This window comes from Basilea psittacipulmonis DSM 24701, from assembly GCF_000743945.1.
Taxonomy (GTDB): domain Bacteria; phylum Pseudomonadota; class Gammaproteobacteria; order Burkholderiales; family Burkholderiaceae_B; genus Basilea; species Basilea psittacipulmonis.
Genome location: NZ_CP009238.1, coordinates 51,829 through 68,664, shown reverse-complemented (window position 1 = coordinate 68,664; position 16,836 = coordinate 51,829). Strand labels below are relative to the sequence as shown.

Genomic DNA, 16,836 nt, shown 5'->3' with positions numbered 1-16,836 from the left:
CTACCCCATTCAATACACCATCATTTCATTCTTGTTAAAATATCGTTTTACTTATTTTCAATGCTAATCGTTATGCCAGCACATGAAGCAAGTCACCATCACACCAAAATCATTCCATGGATCATCACCTGTGCTTTATTTATGCAATTGTTTGATGCCGCGGTGATTGCCATGGCATTGCCCTCGATGGCCGAATCTTTTCAGACAACGACGGTTCGCATGAACGTTGCGATTTCCTCATATTTACTTGCTTGTGCTGTTTTTGTGCCTATTTCTGGCTGGCTTGCCGATCGTTTCGGTGCCAAAACCATTTTCCTTTTTGCCATATCTGGGTTTACAGTAACCTCATTGGCGTGTGCCTTAGCCACCCATATTGATACCTTGATTCTCTTTCGATTCCTGCAAGGTATCTGTGGTGCCATGCTCGTTCCTGTGGGTAGAATTATTTTGCTCAAAAGCATTGATGCTAAAGAACTGCTTAAAGCCACCTCATTCCTTTCTATTCCCGCCATGCTTGGCCCCATGTTAGGCCCACCCCTTGGTGGTTTAATCATCAGTATAGCGAGCTGGCATTGGATATTTTTGATGAACATCCCCATTGGTATCATCGGATTCATCCTTAGTTATCGGTACGTTCAAAATTATCGTAGCGATCAAAAAATGCAACTCGATAAAGTCGGTTTTTTGCTCACCACCATTACCATGGCGTGTTTTGTATTGGGGCTAGAATCCCTAGGACAACATGAACGATGGTCTTGGTATCTCATTATCATCGGCTTGGCGACTGGACTTTGCTACTTTTTCTATGCCCAAAAACACCCGCATAGTATTTTGGATCTCGCTTTGTTAAAAATTCCCACCTTTTCTTTAACCACTTATGGAGCCAGTTTCTGCCGTTTTTCTGTGAGTGCTTTGCCTTTTTTACTCGCCTTACAACTCCAAGTCTTTTTTGGCTATTCACCGTTCAAAGCGGGCATTGTTACATTGATTGGCGGATTAGGAGCGTTGTTGATTAAATTCATTATCAACCCATTAATGAATGCTTTCAACTTCCGTTTAATTCTTAGCTTGTCGGCTGTTGTTCTTGGCATTAGCCTTGCCAGCATGAGTTTGCTCGATCAACACAGCAACTTTTATCTAATCACCGCCATCGTCTTTATGATTGGCACTTTCCGTTCACTTGAATTAACTGGCGTGAATGCTTTGTGTTATGCGGATATTCCTAAACACCAAATGAGCCAAGCCAGTAGCTTTGCCGCCACCACCCAACAAATCAGCTTTAGTCTAGGCATTGGTATTGCTACCGTTTCACTCGATCTCAGCACATACTTCAACCAACATCCAGAAGCAACACTTGTCGATGTAAATTACACCTACCTCGTCATCGCCCTATTTGCCTTACTTTCAGCCATCTTTTATCTCAAACTTCCCAAAAACAGTGGCAATAATTTGTTGGAACGATAAAACCTTACAAACAAAACTTACAGAAATTACGATACACCTTATTCAAAATACCACTTCACAATACGCCCCAAACCCTTGCTGTTCTTGGTATTAGAGGGGTTTCTTATTAGATTTATTTATCCGATCCAGATCACCCATTCCTCGCACTTTATTCATTTTTATTAACCACACCGTTCTCTTACAAACCCCCTCTTATACTACCTTTCACTATCATTAAAAAATAAAAAAAGTCGCCCAAAGTAATTCACTTCAAGCGACTTTGATCCCCTAAAATTAAAATCTTTTTCGATTAGACCTCATGTATGTATGAGAATAGATCTTTAGGATTTTCCAAGTTCGGCACTAAACGAATTTCTTTCAAGACATCCAATTCTTTGGCAACATCGAAGAAATACTTCAATACAGAATAATCTTCCAAAGCAAAACCTACTGAGTCAAAAACAATGACCTGCTCATCGTTTTCACGACCTTTGCCTGTTTTAAACACATCCACCAACGCTTTTACTGGAAAATCCGCTTCCACATTCTGCAACTCGCCCTCCACGCGTGTTTGAGGTTCAAACTCAATATACACGCCACCATCAGCTTGTCTCAAAATCTCTGGTTCTAGCTCAGTTTTACCTGGCGAATCACCACCCACTGCATTGATATACATACCTGGCTTAATCCACTCCTGTTTCAAAATATGGGCTCTAGAATACTCAGCCGTAATCGTGGTAACAATATCCGCACCCTCTAATGCCTCTGGAACACTAGAAAAAATCTTAATCTCCATGCCCGTAAAAGCCAAATTCTTTTTCAACTTTTCACTAGCCGCCACATCCGTATCATACAAATGCAAGGTGTTAATACCTAATTCATAATGAAACGCCAATGCTTGGAATTCAGACTGACAGCCATTACCAATAATCGCCATCACTTTTGAATTTTTACGAGCCAAATAACGGGCCGCTAATAAAGAAGTCGCCGCGGTACGAATAGCCGTCATAACCGTCATCTCGCCGATAAAATAAGGCATTCCCGTTTTCATATCAGCTAATGCACCAAACGCCAACACCGTTGACATACCTTTGTCTGGGTTATAGGGGTGACAATTTACATACTTAAATCCATACCCCTCTTTGTCTGCAATCGGCATTAATTCACAAACTCCATCCTCAATGTATTTTGCCACTCTCGCAGATTTATCAAACTCATCCCAATGCAAATAATCGTCATAAATGTATTGAGCGACACCCAACAAACACTCTTTCATACCCTTTTTCTTGACGATAGTTGCCAACTCTTGTGGTTGCAACAAATAAGACAACAATGCTTCCGTATATTTCATAAAACCTCCTCATTCATCTGCCCGAGCCTCACCAACGTCCGCCAGATGAATCGCATAACTTTTTAACAATGATGTATAACACTATGATAAGTGAAAATAAGTCTTTATAAATCTAGGGAAAACCCTAGAAAAATTTGAGGATCAAATGAATACTGGATGCAAAAGCCATCTCATGTCATCCAATATTTGCCCAATCACACCCAGCGATCGTTGCAGATCGTTGCCGTTAAACCGTGACGGTGACTTATTCATTGAACTTCCAACAGCCTCACCAATTGCCAATATACAACCTCTTTGACACGATTAGGTAAACAGCCCTTTCATATCCTGATTGACATGATTAGTCGTCAACCTCTGATTTTAGACTGCCTTAATTCATAGACGATCATTGCAGATCGTTGCCGTTAAACCGTGATGGTGACTTATTCATTGAACTTCCAACAACCTCACCAATCGCCAATATACAACCACTTTGACACGATTAGGTAAACAGCCCTTTCATATCCTGATTGACATGATTAGTCGTCAACCTCTGATTTTAGACTGCCTTAATTCATAGACGATCATTGCAGATCGTTGCCGTTAAACCGTGACGGTGACTTATTCATTGAACTTCCAACAGCCTCACCAATTGCCAATATACAACCACTTTGACACGATTAGGTAAACAGCCCTTTTCATATCCTGATTGACATGATTGGGTCAGCCTCTGATTTTAGACTGCTTTGATTCATAGGCGATTATTGCAGATCGTTACCGTTAAACCGTGATGCTGACTTATTTGCTCTTTAATTGACGCATCAAAAACTTCAATAACACACCATAAGCGGGCAAAAACAACAAGCCACTAATCACGATTTTCCAGACGTAATCTACCCACGCGATATCCACCCAATGTGCCGCCATATAGGGATCACTGGATGCATAGAAAGCTACCGCAAAGAAAACCACTGTATCCAAAGCATTGCCCGCGATTGTCGAAGCCGAAGGAGCCACCCACCAAGACTTTAACTGTCTTAAACGATTAAATACGTAAATATCTAATAATTGTCCCGTTACATAAGCAGCAAAACTTGCAAACGCAATGCGGAAAGCAAAAGAATGAAATTCACTCAATGCTGACCAACCCTGCCATTGCCCATCATGAAACCAAACTGAAATCAAATACGAAATCAACCACGACGGCACCATCGCCATAAAAATGATCCGACGTGCAATATCACGACCGACCAAACGCACCGTCAAATCAGTCGTTAAAAAGATAAATGGAAAAGTGAATGCACCCCAAGTCGTGTGATACGGGCCGATTCTGAAAGGGAATTGAACCAAATAATTGCTACTAATAATGACAACAATATGCCAAAAACACAGCCAAAAAACCGTCTTCTTTTCCAAAGACGAATCTAACGATAATAATTTCATTTTACATTCCTTAGTTTTTTATAGTGGGATGGTTACGAACCACTGAACACACGATTATATCGGTTTTATAGAAAAATTTATAGTGGATTTTTAAAAGTGAGGTTTCTCAAGATTCATATTATTTAACTGAATCTGTTCTTCTCGAGATAAATCCAATAACTTCTTTGCAACAGGCACGGCGGAAACACTCATTATTGACCTCATCATAAGTAGCCACCTATATGGATGGGGCGGCTTTAATGAAAACTCACCCCAAATAACCAATCTTTGGGATCTTTATCAGAAAGTTCTAAACAAATACTATTTTCAATATCACGTTTTTGTTCTGGCGTTAGAACATCGGCTTCTAAGACCTCTTTAAGCGAATGATTACCGATATTCACAACATACTGAAAATCATTTGATTCTTTCATTAACTCTAAAACAACTTTAAAAATAGTCGATTTCTGTCTTGGATCCATCTCTGAAAAAAGACAACCATCATGAGCCAGAAAACCAAGCAACGCCTTATTCATCAAAAACAATAATACGTCATAACAAAATATCTTAACTTCGCCGACTCCTTGAGAATCTTCTTTAGGAATACTCACCGAAATATCAAAAAGATATTTAGCATCTTTAGCCACATCAATACTCAAAGAACCGCCAGTATGGTCATAAAACTTTTTGACTAAACTTCGAAACGTTTTACTTATCTCATTGAGTCTATTTTTATGAATAGCCAAATAATCCAAGCCCTCTTTTCTGTTTTGTACTTTTTTAAGTTCTAATTGAATTTTGTCTTGCTTAAAATCTTCCAATAAGCGTTCGTACTTTTCAAGTTCCGCCTGTTTATTTTTTAAAGTAACAATACGATTTTTAATCGAGTCCCTTTCTTCCAATGCCCCCGAATTATCTAAATCCTTGAGCAAACTATCTCGTTCACTACCCACTTTGATAAGTTCTTTTTCCAAATCCATTAACTGGCCTTTAATGGTTTGAATTTCTTTTTCCAATCGTTCTTTTCTATTTTTAATCAGTTGTTCATGAAAGTTTTGTGCGTCCGCCAATCGCTTGCTGATTTTTTCATCAAAAAAGACACTGGCCTCATTAAACAATTTTTCAATTTTTTCTAAATCAACTTCCGTATTTTTCGATGTTTCAAAACTGTCTTTTTTCCGTGCTAGTACCTGTTCTAGATCATAAATCTGATTTCTCATTCTCCCCATCGTAGCCGTCATATCATCAGCCTTTTTCTTTAAGAAATCAAAATTTTCTTGTATCCGAAAATTTTCAAGCTTAACACTTAATTCTCGAATCTCTTCGGCAATCCCCTCTTCAATATCTTTGAGAATGGAATCATCCCACTCTTTTTTATATTCATTAATCACTTGTTGTGTTTTTTCAAGCTTTAAGATACTTTCTTTAATGTCATGACACGCTTGGATTAACGTTACATCAAACCCCAGCAAATATAAGTTTGTCAGTCGCTGAAAATAATCTTCCACATCACGACCTTGTTGAGTCAACACATTTCCATAATAAGCGGTTTGACTACTATACCGTCTTGCAAAACAATTAAAAATCTGTTTAAACGAGGGCTGTGTGGTTTCTGCTCCCAAAAAAATTTCATTTAATTTTTTAGGATACGCTGACTTACTGACCTTCTCATCATTAATATAAAATTCAGGCTGCCCAAAATTCTTCTTAATGGTATAGTCCTTACCTTTATGGTGAAACATTAATATAAAGTCACCATATTCAGCCAAAAATTTTTCAAACTTCTGTTCAGATCTTTTCTTAAAACTGCCACCTAAAATGTAATGAACAAGATTTAATGACATACTTTTACCAATGCCATTAATAGATTTTTTTTGTTCCTTAGTTAACTGAGTACCCACAACAATATTCAATCCAGATTTGAACACTATTGTTCGGAAGTTAGGGTTACTTGACGTTAATTTTAATAATTTCATCGTGATATTCCACTACGTCAATAAGATATAGAAAATTGATGGCTAACATCATTTTATCCATAGATATGGGTTTGTCATATCGCTCATTAAATAGCTCTAGCAACTCATCAATGTTCATCGCCTTATCTTTTAATATCTCAATTACATATGCCGATATGCAAATTAAACTATCAACGGGCGCGACGGTTTTGCTTGGCAGGATCATGATTTTACTCCTACATCACAAATCTCAAAGAAATAAGCAATAATGACTCCAATGACATCTCTAGCATTGAAATCAGATTCATGAATTTCACTTTTTATTTTATGATATAACTGAAAAATAACCTTATTAAAATCCACCTTAGCGTTCACTGCCAACTGATGCAATTCATTTATTTCTTTTTCTTTTAGCCTTGCACGCACCGAAATATCCGATATGTTAGAACACAACAACTCTATAAGCGTCTGTTTATAGAGTACATCTATCACATAGGTTCTTAAATCCGTTAACATGGATTCATCGCCAGAATAAAGTATGGTGACATAATCTAATCCAGTATTAATCAAATTCCTTACTCGTTCATTAAGATTATTTAACTGCAATTTTTTATCCACATGAACACTACCAAAATCATCGTCATAATTTTTCTGTATGGTATTTACATTAGAAATTAACTTATTACATACTAGATTTAATACGATATGATCGGTGTATCTTTCTTTAATAGATTTAAAATATTTCTCATAAAGCTCAACTAATTTAGTGAGTTCCAAATTATTAATATCAACAAACAAATCTTTACTATCAAATAGACAAGCTTTTAAATCAATCCCATATTTATCACGAAATTTATCCTGTGTCTTTTTCGTGGGATTAGACTTCTCTAACAGAAAGAATATTCTAATATCATACCCTTTAAACTTATCGTCTTTAAACGCAGAAAAGGTTTCATCCATTTTCCTAACTGTAGGCGTAGACGTAATTTGAATCGCCACTTTTCTCTTTCTATCGATCAAATCAATATATGGACTATTTTCAATATAAACATTTTCATTTTCCAATTCATATCCATATACAAAATTAAGAATATCTCTGAAATAGTTTTCGCTAAAAAAATTTAAACTAAGATCTCTTATTCTCAGTCTGTGTTCAATATCCAGTTTTATAGTGGCTAATATATGGCTAATATTAGCAATTATCTTTTGCCTTTCATTTAACATAGTCACTAACTTATCCATTTAATAAACATACATACACTCACTTCACCACAAAACCTATTTTCGCACAAAACCACCGAACAAAACATCCGAACTTATCCTTTTGTTACAAATACTTAGACCAAACCACCTCTACCAAAATCATCATCAACACCTCATTCAAAACACCTCTCCTCACTCCTTACCACCCAACATTTGATAAAATGAACTCACTCAATATTGTTATCCCCACATTCTTTATAACTCAATCAGCCCGCCACACAACTTCTTTGCCCATTTTTGTGATTAATTTAAAAAAATCCACGCATCGCCGTTCTGAGATTCAGGAACAATTCCAACGCATTAACCGCCTTAGCGAGACACCCATTACCTTTGAATTCTTTGATGCGGTTTATGGCAAAGAACAGCCACACCATCCTCTCTTCAAAAAATACAACGATGCCAAACGTTTCTTTAGAAAAGGCAATCACATGAATTTAGGGCAGCTCGGTTGTTTTGCGAGCCATTATCTATTGTGGGAGAAATGCGTGACACTCAACATGCCCATGATTGTGTTAGAGGATGATATTTATATTCAAGATAACTTCACTGAGATCTATTCATACCTGAATTCTCTCGATAACACCTTTGAGTTTATGTGGCTAGCCCAAGCACGATATGAAAAATTCTATCGCCACACGACATTGGTTCAACAATACAATGAAAAAATCAGCATTCAACGTTGTCACAAAAATTGGGAAAACACGATGGGTTACTACCTCACCCCTCAAGCCGCCCAAAAACTCCTGAATTACGCACAATAATGGATATACGAAGTAGATATTGTAATGAGTCGTTATTGGGAACATAACGTCCCTTACCTTGCACTGATGCCCTTTTGTATTACTTACCATCCTCACATCAACGATACCGATATTCCCTACGATAAAGGCGGATCAAATCGAACCCTTGCCATTCGCATCAGACGAGAATGGTTTAAATTTCTAGACAATCTTCACAAAAAAATCTTTGATATTATGAAGCGGGGAATCTAGACAAGAGAACGACTATAACGATTTACCGAGCATGGGTCTCAGTGTTTATATAAAGTAAAATTTCTATCTAACCAAAGTATATGGAATATTTGATTCTCCCTATACCCGACCATCGGCTTTTTTTCATGAAATCTAAAAGCCAGTAACGGGATATTTTGCTCAACAATAAAATCTGGTACAGGACATCCTTTAATGGCAGTATACGCTATCTTTTCAGTTCCTAGACCATGTCTATTGGAGTTTCTTAATTCCTGCCATGTGCGTTGACTTAATTTATGAAGTGTTTCTAAAAGAGCAATTTTCTCTTCACCTTCACAAGCATCTAAACAATAATGTCTTCCCATTTGATAAAAAGAAAAGATAGGTGATTTTTATCGTTATTTTCAACATTCGACAAACTTGCTTTAGACAAACCCACCTTGCCTTTACTTTGAATTATCGAGTAATTTTTCTTTATTTTGACCATTATCACTCAGTTAAGGTAAGAAAATATTCTTTTAACACTTCATTAGAAATTTCATTACTTTTACCTAGCTGATAGGTACTTTTCCATGGCATTTCGTCATGAGTCATATTTCTTAACTTCCAAGCAGAAAACTGACCGTAGACATCATAAACATCATCAAGTAGTTTTTTCTCTTCAACAGAAAATTTATCGAAATCTATATTTAAATCCGTAGTAGGTAAAGCCCCATTTTCATATTTTTTATATTTATTGTATAAATCGGGAACCACTGGACCATGCATCCAAGCTTGAATTTTTTCTTGAAAAAGAGGTTTGTTATGGATAGCCAAAGAAAATCCTTGTGCGTAATACACTAGTTTTTGGATTTTTAAATTAGAAATCAAATCGCCACTTTCGTCATCGTTACATAATGACAAAAAATACTTAGCCACATCATAACAAGTTAACATCATTCCCCCTCATCGTAAAAAAGCACCACTTATAAGACTAACTTTTTAAGCTTTAATTCCTTCAACCCTTAGCTGATTAATAAAACGTACGAGACACTATCTACCTTATCATAGGGAGTGATTAAAGTAAATCCGTATTTATATTGAAGACCTTGACACAACGACAACAGAAACCGTTTTTCACTCGTTCTAACACACCACTCACCAACCATCACTATTGTATTCAATTATCATCCCTCTACCACTTTGATTCTTTAACTTTACTAAAAATTGTTTTCAGTTTTTTGACTTTATTTTTAAGCAAGCGATCATTATGATAGTGTTTTAAATAAAGGAAAGCATATGAAAGCACCTGTATTATTTATCGGACATGGCAGCCCCATGCATGCGATTCAGAATGATACCCTCACGCAACATATCGAGGAGCTATTGCATTATCGCCAACATCCTTTGGCTTCTTATGCCGCTCCCACACCAGAACATTTTTATCCATTGATCTACTGCTTAGGTGCGTCTGCTCAAACAGATAAGTTGCATATCTTTAACCGTCACTACGAAATGGCCTCTTTGTCCATGACCAGTTTTTTGTGGAGTTGAACATGAAACCGATTACATTGAATGTACAACAAGATGTTTTGATGATCAAAGCAGAAAGCCTTAATTTAAGACTCGATTTAAAACCTCTGTATTACCATCTAAAACAGCCCAGTGCCTCATTCTTCGAGATTGAAACATTGATCTATGAAATTGAAGAGTTCCTCGAAACACACATGACCGAACTCAAACACGTCCATGCAAACACGTTGCTCAACCAAAGTGCAGAGGGATTAAATTTGTTTAAAACGGTGATGGACGTGGATAACCTCAAACAGCTTACTCGTGAACAAGTAGAACAAGCGTTCAATAATGTTGCGATGAGTATCGAACACCCACACGACCAGTTTGTGCCACTATTACGCCATCATTTGTCTGTGGTATTGCTTGTTTTTATACGTGAAATCATGCACCACTTAGGGTTGGATCAATTGGTGTTTGATTGATTGTAATAAATATGGGGGAAAGATATCACCTTATTCTTTTTTCCATATTGTCAATTTCAGACTGAACCCCTGAAAAAACACATGACGGCTCGATACCATATGCTTTTAATTTATTTCTTTGTAAAAGGCCTGTTAAATAATCTGCTGGCATCCTAATTGGATAAGCCTGTTTTAACAGCTTTTTCGCACCTTCCAAAGTAATATAATAGGCTGACGTATTTGTTATAAACCTCAATGAATTTCTAGAAGGTATTCTATAACGAACCAAATAGTAACGCTCAGGGAGTTTCTTTTTAACAGGCCAAATATTGCCTTTTCCATGTGCAAAAAAAACAATCTCTTTTCTTTTAGGGACTTTTGCTAATGCTGTGCTTATAATTTTTTTAAACTCATGCGGAACAATAGCATCATCTTCAAAGATAATCGCTTCTGCAATACCGTTCTTTACTATGTATTCATAAAGGTTAATGTGACTCATGGCACAACCAACCTCACCTAAAGTTAGCGGTTTCTTTGATTTTATTTCATTGGTATAAAACGAAAAATCCACTTGAGATAATTCATCTTCAGTTAATGCCTTACCATTTACTGCATCAAAAAATGAAAAAGATATATTTAATGCATCTAATCGACTCTTTATTACTTCTCTGCGAGATGAGTTTTTTAGACTAATAACAAATAGTTGTGGTAGGGGGGGGGTAATCACAAGAACACTCCATAAACATCAGCATTTAAAGATTCATTTAGTTATCTAATCCCCAATAAAAAATAAATTTTAATAGATTTCATCCATATTTTTATTTTTTTCAAAATACTGGTTCTTGTATTATTACAAAATTTCAGCATCCCTATTTTTTCTGCATAACGCTGATACAAAGAAGCTTTTATTTCATATAAATCTTTTTTCCCTACTTCAATATTCCATGGTTTTCTTTTCCCACAATAATGATAAATAACAATAGGGTTCTTTACTTCTTCATGAGTATTTAATGCATCTATTTCTTTAGCATTCAATTGTTTTAAACGCTTAAACAATGCAAACATAAAATTAAATCTAGGATTAATCACATAAAGACTATCTTTAAAAATTATGTTTAACAAGTCTTGATCTTGGAATCTAAGTAAGTCTTTCTTTTCTTTTAATATCAGAATGGCTTGATTAAAAACATTTATCTCTTGCCATTTTTTCAGATTAATTAATAATACCCCTGCGTTAAAATAAATATGATCCGAGCATAACCCCAGTTTTTCTTTATGTTGATCTTGTTGAATTTCAAATTCAACAAAAGAATCCAAACAAGCCCCCAAAGCATGATCGGCTAACTCAATATTCCACAATGGACCTAAATCACCGTTGACTAAAATATCGATATCCAAATAAATAAGTTTGTCTACCCTCCCCCAATCAAATATATCAACTAAGGCTAAACGAGCATAGGTTACTAAAGAGATGTAATCGATCGTAATAGGAAAATTAGAGAACTTTTCCATGGGAATAGGAATAAACATAATCGTCTTATCAGGATATGCATTGACCACACGCATTAATTGACGTTGGCTATCTTCGCTAATCTCATGGCTCAATATATAAAAATTAATGGTATGGTGTTTATTGTTTTCTAGTATGCTACACAAACAAATCGATAAATAATTTACGTAATTATTATCAGAAGCGAATACGATGTTCATTACATTACATCCCAAATTTGTACTTTTAACATGCCTTTTTGATTCTTGCATTACCTCTTTTTTATATATTGCTTATATAGACGTGGAAACCTCACCAAATCCACAATCAACTTGTAATAAATATTCTGATATATATTATTATTTTTGAGCTCTTTAACTTCTCTATTGTTGTCAGATAACTCTCTAATTCGCCATTTAACGTCTGCAGACAATAACATAATATCTTTTGTCCAGTCTCCTGTCTTTTCCTCTATATTAAATTTGCACATACCCCCCCCATATGATTTTTATTAGCATTTAAAGGGATATGTTGAGCCAAATAACTATCAGGACAAATACTGTAAAGATTAATATCGTAACGATCTCGCAAGTATTGGATGATTTGCATATCAAAATTTAAAGAATGCATTTGCCCTTTTCCTTCTTTTTTATCGATGTTTGGATAAAGATTTAAAATATTTGTTTTCGCCGTATCAAATGCATATAAACCATCTTGATAAAAATCAATACCTGCAATATAAATATTTTTATATCCACAGGCCATCGCTGCAATAACCATATAAATGCCAGATGTAATTCTTTTGTTTTCAAATAGTTCATAACGTCTTAACATGGCATCTATATCTAGATAGCGAGACAAAAAATCATTGTAACCATCAATAACATCCACCAAATATGAAATTTCTTCCTTTAATGTTTTTGATTCAACTAGAGGATTATTAAATAAAGAAACGACAATATGCTCAATATCATATTCTTTATTTTTAATTAATTTTTGTACGGTTAAATACTGATTCCATAGAACATGTGGCGTAAAAAAAGCTGCTTTAACTTTTTTACCTATAAAATAACTATCTTCAAAATAAAATTGATTACATCTGAACACGTCATAATCTTCAGGCAATCGATCATAATCAATGGCCTTTAAACTAGGGCCATTGCCACAAATAACGACATTATCGCTGGTTCTATGAATTTTTTTCTCTTGCTTAACAACCATATTACAAAAAAGGCTTATATTTCTGTGAACGAATAAATTTCTTAATGATTTTCTTGACTTGACGTCTAGAAAGTATTTCTTTAGGTGACATTTTAATGAATTTTAACAAATCTACCCACCGATACTGAATTAACGACATGTAGTACATATAAATAATTTCTTGTATAAATTCTTTTTCTTTAACCTCCATCTGTGAATATATTGGACGAAAATAATCATATAGTTTTCTAGCATCATCAAAAGTTAAATTAAGTTCTATTTTCAATGATGGATAAAGAATTGGCAAATAATAAGCCCAGACTTCTTTACGAATTCTATTAGCTGTGTTTCTTTGTTCATTAGAATAAGTCCGTGATACTTGGGTATCATGCACCCTATATTCTACTAATGGCATACTAAGATTAGCTAATTTTCCTTTCTTTGAAATTTCAAACCATAATTTATAATCTTCAGCATGTTTATAATCATCATATTTCAAACCAAATTCTTTAAACACCTTAGGTCGAATTAAGACAGTTGGATGCAACATTGGGCAATTAATAAAAAATTTTCTAGTAATATCTAAATTTGTTTCAGGTACCTCCAAAATTGAATTTACAGCATGAACTTTCATTGCACTACCACATATCAATACGTCCAGTTTTTCCTCCATCCAAGATACAATAGTATCTAACCAGAATGGATAAGCCATATCATCAGCATCCATTCGAGCAATATAATCACCTTTTACTTGTGATACTACCATATTTAATGTACACACAATTCCTTTATTATTTTTATTTTCAATGAATTTAATACGAGAGTCTTCTAGTGCCAATTTTTGGATAATTTTACCAGTATTGTCTTTTGAACCATCATCAATAACAATTAATTCAAAATGCCGATAAGTTTGCGCAAGCACGGCTCTGATAGATTTTTCAATATATTTTTCAACGTTGTACGCCGGCATAATGACCGATATGAATGGGGGGGGGGGTACGCATAATATAAACAAACTCCAATACTTATTATTTAAATAGGTCTAATCATACATCCAAATTAAATTTTTTACTTCTTTTTTATTCAAATTAATAAGACATTTTCTATGCGTTATTAAATCTTTTTTTATTACTTTAATCTCCACATCCTTTCATTAATTCATTAAGAACATTCAAACATAAAAAACTATTCTTTTCTCTGCTCTACGGAATTAATTTCAGATTGAGTTCATGCTGGCTCGATACCATATGCATTTAATTTATTTCTTTGCAAAAGACCTGTTAAAAAGTCAGAAGGCATCCTAATAGGATAAGCGTGTTTTAATAATTTTTTAGCTCCATCCAAGGTAATGTAATACGCCGATGTCTTTGTTATGAATCTCAAAGAATTTTTAGAAGGCACTCTATAACGAACTAAAGAATAACGTTCGGGAAGTTTCCTTTTAACTGGCCAAATATTGCCTTTTCCATGTGCCAAAAAAACAATCTCTTTTCTTCTAGGAACTTTTGCTAATGCCGTGCTAATAATTTTTTTAAACTCATGTGGAACAATAGCATCATCTTCAAAAATAATCGCCTCTGCGATACTATTCTTTACCATATGTTCATAGAGATGAATATGACTCATGGCGCAACCAATCTCGCCCAATGTCAGAGGTTTTTTTACATGAAACTCTTTTACTGTAAAAGAATAATCCACTTTACCCAAATCTTCTTTTGTCAAATCTCGACCATTTACTGCATCAAAAAAAGAAAAAGATATATTTAATACATCTAACCGACTCTTTATTACTTCTCTGCGAGATGAATTTTTTAGACTAATAACAAATATTTGCGGAAGTGATAAGGGGGGGGGCAATCAAAATATTTCTCCTAAATTTTATTTTATTATCTTTAGAGTATATCACATATCAATAAACTTTACTAAGTTATACAATGTAAATTTAACATCTTGTTTTTTAATATTTTTTTTGAAATTCAAGGCAATAACTTTAATACCTTACCAATTTCCAACCTTAACCATTAGACGCAACCACAAAAAAACATACTGCGATTTTTTTATTAAGCTCTCTCACTAAAATTCACCCAAAACGTCGTTTCAGCCTTTTGAGTTGCATTTAACTCTAATATCAAATCAGAAATAATTTTTTGATTAACTTCGCTACCTGCCAAAAAATGATGTCCATAATCGATAGCATGCATTAATCCTATTTGATTAGAACCTCTTGTGATACCAATATGTTGAACATAACTTTCAACGGTACAAAATAATCTTACATTATTTTCCTGCAAAAGTTTCGGGAATACCCAATCAAAATTTTTAGTGCATTGATTAGTGTGACTTACAATATATTCAACTAACCTTCTGGACAAGACACACCCTGCCGCTCCTACATCTTTTTTGATTCCCATTCCATGTTCAAAATTATTATCTATGAACTCATGAGAGTTCGAATTATATATTGATAATAAACCATCTGTTTTTGGCAATAATTCTTGAATTTTCTCCACCCAACCAGGACGATAGATTAAATCTGAGTCTCCATTAACCAGAATATCATCTTCTGTTTTAAGAAAGTCTTCGTACATTAGACGGGTGTTGTTGTCCGCCCCTAAATTTTTATTTCTAACAATAATTTCTTTGGCAAAAGGTAAAAGATTTTTCAACTCATCAACAGAAAATTCCGTACTACAATCATCATAAACTCTAACATTTATTTTGCTAATATCTGTAGATTGTTTTAAAGACTCAGCTGCTCTCTTAATGAAAGATAATCGATTGTACGTAGGAATTGCCAATGTAATTTTCATCATAAACCCGTGCCGAAAATATAATCCATCATTATAGTCTAAAAAACTTTCAATACGACCATGTCTATAATCTAAGAATGGTACAAATATCCTTTTAACTTTCTTGTTTTTCCTTATTTTTAAGCCATAGATAGATATATTTTGAAAAAGTTGATTGTGCAAATAACACTGCCAATACAAACCCCACCTTACCATCTAAAAAACCAGCTTTAATGAAGTACATCTTAAAAAACCTTCCCAAGCCATGAGTAATAGCAGAAAAAATACCTGCTTTTTTACCTTCTAATGATTTTTGTTCTGCCCATAGTTTGGCATAGAAAGCTGATTTTACCAAATACTCATGCAAATCATCATAGGTATAATGTAAGAGATTTCCATTCGTTTTTTTTACTTCAAATCCATCAGGAATCTCTACTTTTTCATGTACCAAAGCATCGTTATATTCCGCCTCTTGAGTACGAAATAAGCGCAATACATACTCAGGATACCACCCACTATGGCGTATTTCCTTACCAAATACGATGCTCAGTCGGTTTAGTTCATAAACTGTTTTTGTGTCAGCATGATGGATGATATGAATAATATGTTCTTTGAGTTCTGGTGTCACTCTTTCATCCGCATCTAACCATAATACCCATTCTGAAGCAACATACTGTTGTGCTAATTGACGCTGTTTACCGAAGCCTTGCCAATCAGTATGTACAAAAAACTTAGCACCAAATTGCTTGGCAATCTGTTCAGTAGCATCTGTGCTACCCGAGTCAAGAATGACTATCTCATCAACCCAGTCTTTAACACAATTCAAGCAATCTGCTAAATGTGTCGCTTCATTTTTTACAATCAATGCTACGGCTAAAGTTGGATGATTCACAAATATTTCCTTTTTTGGCAATACGCTTATCGTATACCAAAATTTTAATTTAGAATGTTGAAAAATTACAAATTCATATAATTAAGTAAGATGCCTACAAAATAATATCATCGAAATCCATAAAAAT

Annotated in this window: 18 protein-coding genes and 1 riboswitch; of the genes, 5 read left to right on the top strand and 13 right to left on the bottom strand. The window is 34.7% G+C overall.

The features are described from left to right. Positions 1 to 72: 72 nt before the first annotated feature. Positions 73 to 1,464 (top strand): DHA2 family efflux MFS transporter permease subunit, encoded by a 1,392-nt coding sequence (locus tag IX83_RS00305; protein ID WP_051918953.1) that lies wholly within the window; start codon positions 73 to 75, stop codon positions 1,462 to 1,464. Positions 1,465 to 1,753: 289 nt separating this feature from the next. Here the strand turns inward: IX83_RS00305 and IX83_RS00300 are convergent, their stop codons facing one another. The 5 genes from IX83_RS00300 to IX83_RS00280 form a co-directional block, all read right to left on the bottom strand. After that, positions 1,754 to 2,794: an ornithine cyclodeaminase gene (locus tag IX83_RS00300; RefSeq protein ID WP_038497818.1), complete on the bottom strand. Its 1,041-nt coding sequence runs from the start codon at positions 2,792 to 2,794 to the stop codon at positions 1,754 to 1,756. A gap of 777 nt (positions 2,795 to 3,571) precedes the next feature. Continuing rightward, on the bottom strand, positions 3,572 to 4,216 hold the full coding sequence (locus tag IX83_RS00295) for a 7-cyano-7-deazaguanine/7-aminomethyl-7-deazaguanine transporter (RefSeq protein ID WP_038497815.1): 645 nt from the start codon (positions 4,214 to 4,216) through the stop codon (positions 3,572 to 3,574). A gap of 4 nt (positions 4,217 to 4,220) precedes the next feature. Then, positions 4,221 to 4,265, bottom strand: a riboswitch (PreQ1 riboswitch). Between the two features lie 187 nt (positions 4,266 to 4,452). Beyond that, the gene (locus IX83_RS00290; protein ID WP_038497812.1) at positions 4,453 to 6,171 is read right to left on the bottom strand and encodes a DUF2326 domain-containing protein; all 1,719 of its coding nucleotides are present in this window, start codon (positions 6,169 to 6,171) and stop codon (positions 4,453 to 4,455) included. Further along, positions 6,143 to 6,376 (bottom strand): ABC-three component system middle component 6, encoded by a 234-nt coding sequence (locus IX83_RS09140; RefSeq protein ID WP_038497809.1) that lies wholly within the window; start codon positions 6,374 to 6,376, stop codon positions 6,143 to 6,145. The genes IX83_RS00290 and IX83_RS09140 overlap by 29 nt, the downstream gene beginning before the upstream one ends. Then, complete coding sequence (locus IX83_RS00280; RefSeq protein ID WP_038497807.1) at positions 6,373 to 7,392, bottom strand: SMEK domain-containing protein; 1,020 nt, start codon at positions 7,390 to 7,392, stop codon at positions 6,373 to 6,375. The genes IX83_RS09140 and IX83_RS00280 overlap by 4 nt, the downstream gene beginning before the upstream one ends. A gap of 182 nt (positions 7,393 to 7,574) precedes the next feature. Here IX83_RS00280 and IX83_RS00275 point away from each other — a divergent pair, with 182 nt between their 5' ends. Further along, the gene (locus IX83_RS00275) at positions 7,575 to 8,174 is read left to right on the top strand and encodes a glycosyltransferase family 25 protein (RefSeq protein WP_051918950.1); all 600 of its coding nucleotides are present in this window, start codon (positions 7,575 to 7,577) and stop codon (positions 8,172 to 8,174) included. Between the two features lie 24 nt (positions 8,175 to 8,198). Next, the gene (locus tag IX83_RS08995) at positions 8,199 to 8,405 is read left to right on the top strand and encodes a hypothetical protein (RefSeq protein ID WP_143244849.1); all 207 of its coding nucleotides are present in this window, start codon (positions 8,199 to 8,201) and stop codon (positions 8,403 to 8,405) included. A gap of 468 nt (positions 8,406 to 8,873) precedes the next feature. Here IX83_RS08995 and IX83_RS00265 read toward each other — a convergent pair whose 3' ends face one another. Beyond that, complete coding sequence (locus tag IX83_RS00265) at positions 8,874 to 9,323, bottom strand: Panacea domain-containing protein (RefSeq protein WP_236620612.1); 450 nt, start codon at positions 9,321 to 9,323, stop codon at positions 8,874 to 8,876. 339 nt (positions 9,324 to 9,662) lie between these two features. On the opposite strand from IX83_RS00265, the gene IX83_RS00260 reads away from it, so the two are divergent. Then, entirely contained in the window at positions 9,663 to 9,917 is a 255-nt protein-coding gene (locus IX83_RS00260; RefSeq protein ID WP_038497801.1) for a class III extradiol ring-cleavage dioxygenase family protein, read from the top strand. A 2-nt stretch (positions 9,918 to 9,919) separates the two neighbouring features. After that, complete coding sequence (locus tag IX83_RS00255; protein WP_038497798.1) at positions 9,920 to 10,360, top strand: hypothetical protein; 441 nt, start codon at positions 9,920 to 9,922, stop codon at positions 10,358 to 10,360. Positions 10,361 to 10,385: 25 nt separating this feature from the next. Here the strand turns inward: IX83_RS00255 and IX83_RS00250 are convergent, their stop codons facing one another. The 7 genes from IX83_RS00250 to IX83_RS00215 all read right to left on the bottom strand — a co-directional run bounded on the left by IX83_RS00250 (position 10,386) and on the right by IX83_RS00215 (position 16,709). Further along, positions 10,386 to 11,066, bottom strand: coding sequence for a glycosyltransferase family 25 protein (locus tag IX83_RS00250; RefSeq protein WP_038497796.1), 681 nt, complete (start codon positions 11,064 to 11,066; stop codon positions 10,386 to 10,388). 41 nt (positions 11,067 to 11,107) lie between these two features. Beyond that, positions 11,108 to 12,100: a glycosyltransferase family 8 protein gene (locus IX83_RS00245; RefSeq protein ID WP_051918944.1), complete on the bottom strand. Its 993-nt coding sequence runs from the start codon at positions 12,098 to 12,100 to the stop codon at positions 11,108 to 11,110. A gap of 199 nt (positions 12,101 to 12,299) precedes the next feature. Next, positions 12,300 to 13,049 (bottom strand): alpha-2,3-sialyltransferase, encoded by a 750-nt coding sequence (locus IX83_RS00235; RefSeq protein ID WP_081888796.1) that lies wholly within the window; start codon positions 13,047 to 13,049, stop codon positions 12,300 to 12,302. Between the two features lies 1 nt (position 13,050). Further along, a complete protein-coding gene (locus IX83_RS00230) occupies positions 13,051 to 14,043 on the bottom strand; it encodes a glycosyltransferase family 2 protein (RefSeq protein ID WP_269077392.1) in 993 nt (330 codons plus the stop codon). Between the two features lie 212 nt (positions 14,044 to 14,255). Then, a complete protein-coding gene (locus tag IX83_RS00225) occupies positions 14,256 to 14,885 on the bottom strand; it encodes a glycosyltransferase family 25 protein (protein ID WP_038497787.1) in 630 nt (209 codons plus the stop codon). A 203-nt stretch (positions 14,886 to 15,088) separates the two neighbouring features. Continuing rightward, positions 15,089 to 15,841, bottom strand: coding sequence for a glycosyltransferase family 2 protein (locus IX83_RS00220; RefSeq protein ID WP_158074697.1), 753 nt, complete (start codon positions 15,839 to 15,841; stop codon positions 15,089 to 15,091). A 91-nt stretch (positions 15,842 to 15,932) separates the two neighbouring features. Next, a complete protein-coding gene (locus IX83_RS00215) occupies positions 15,933 to 16,709 on the bottom strand; it encodes a glycosyltransferase family 2 protein (RefSeq protein WP_038497782.1) in 777 nt (258 codons plus the stop codon). Between the last annotated feature and the right edge of the window lie 127 nt (positions 16,710 to 16,836).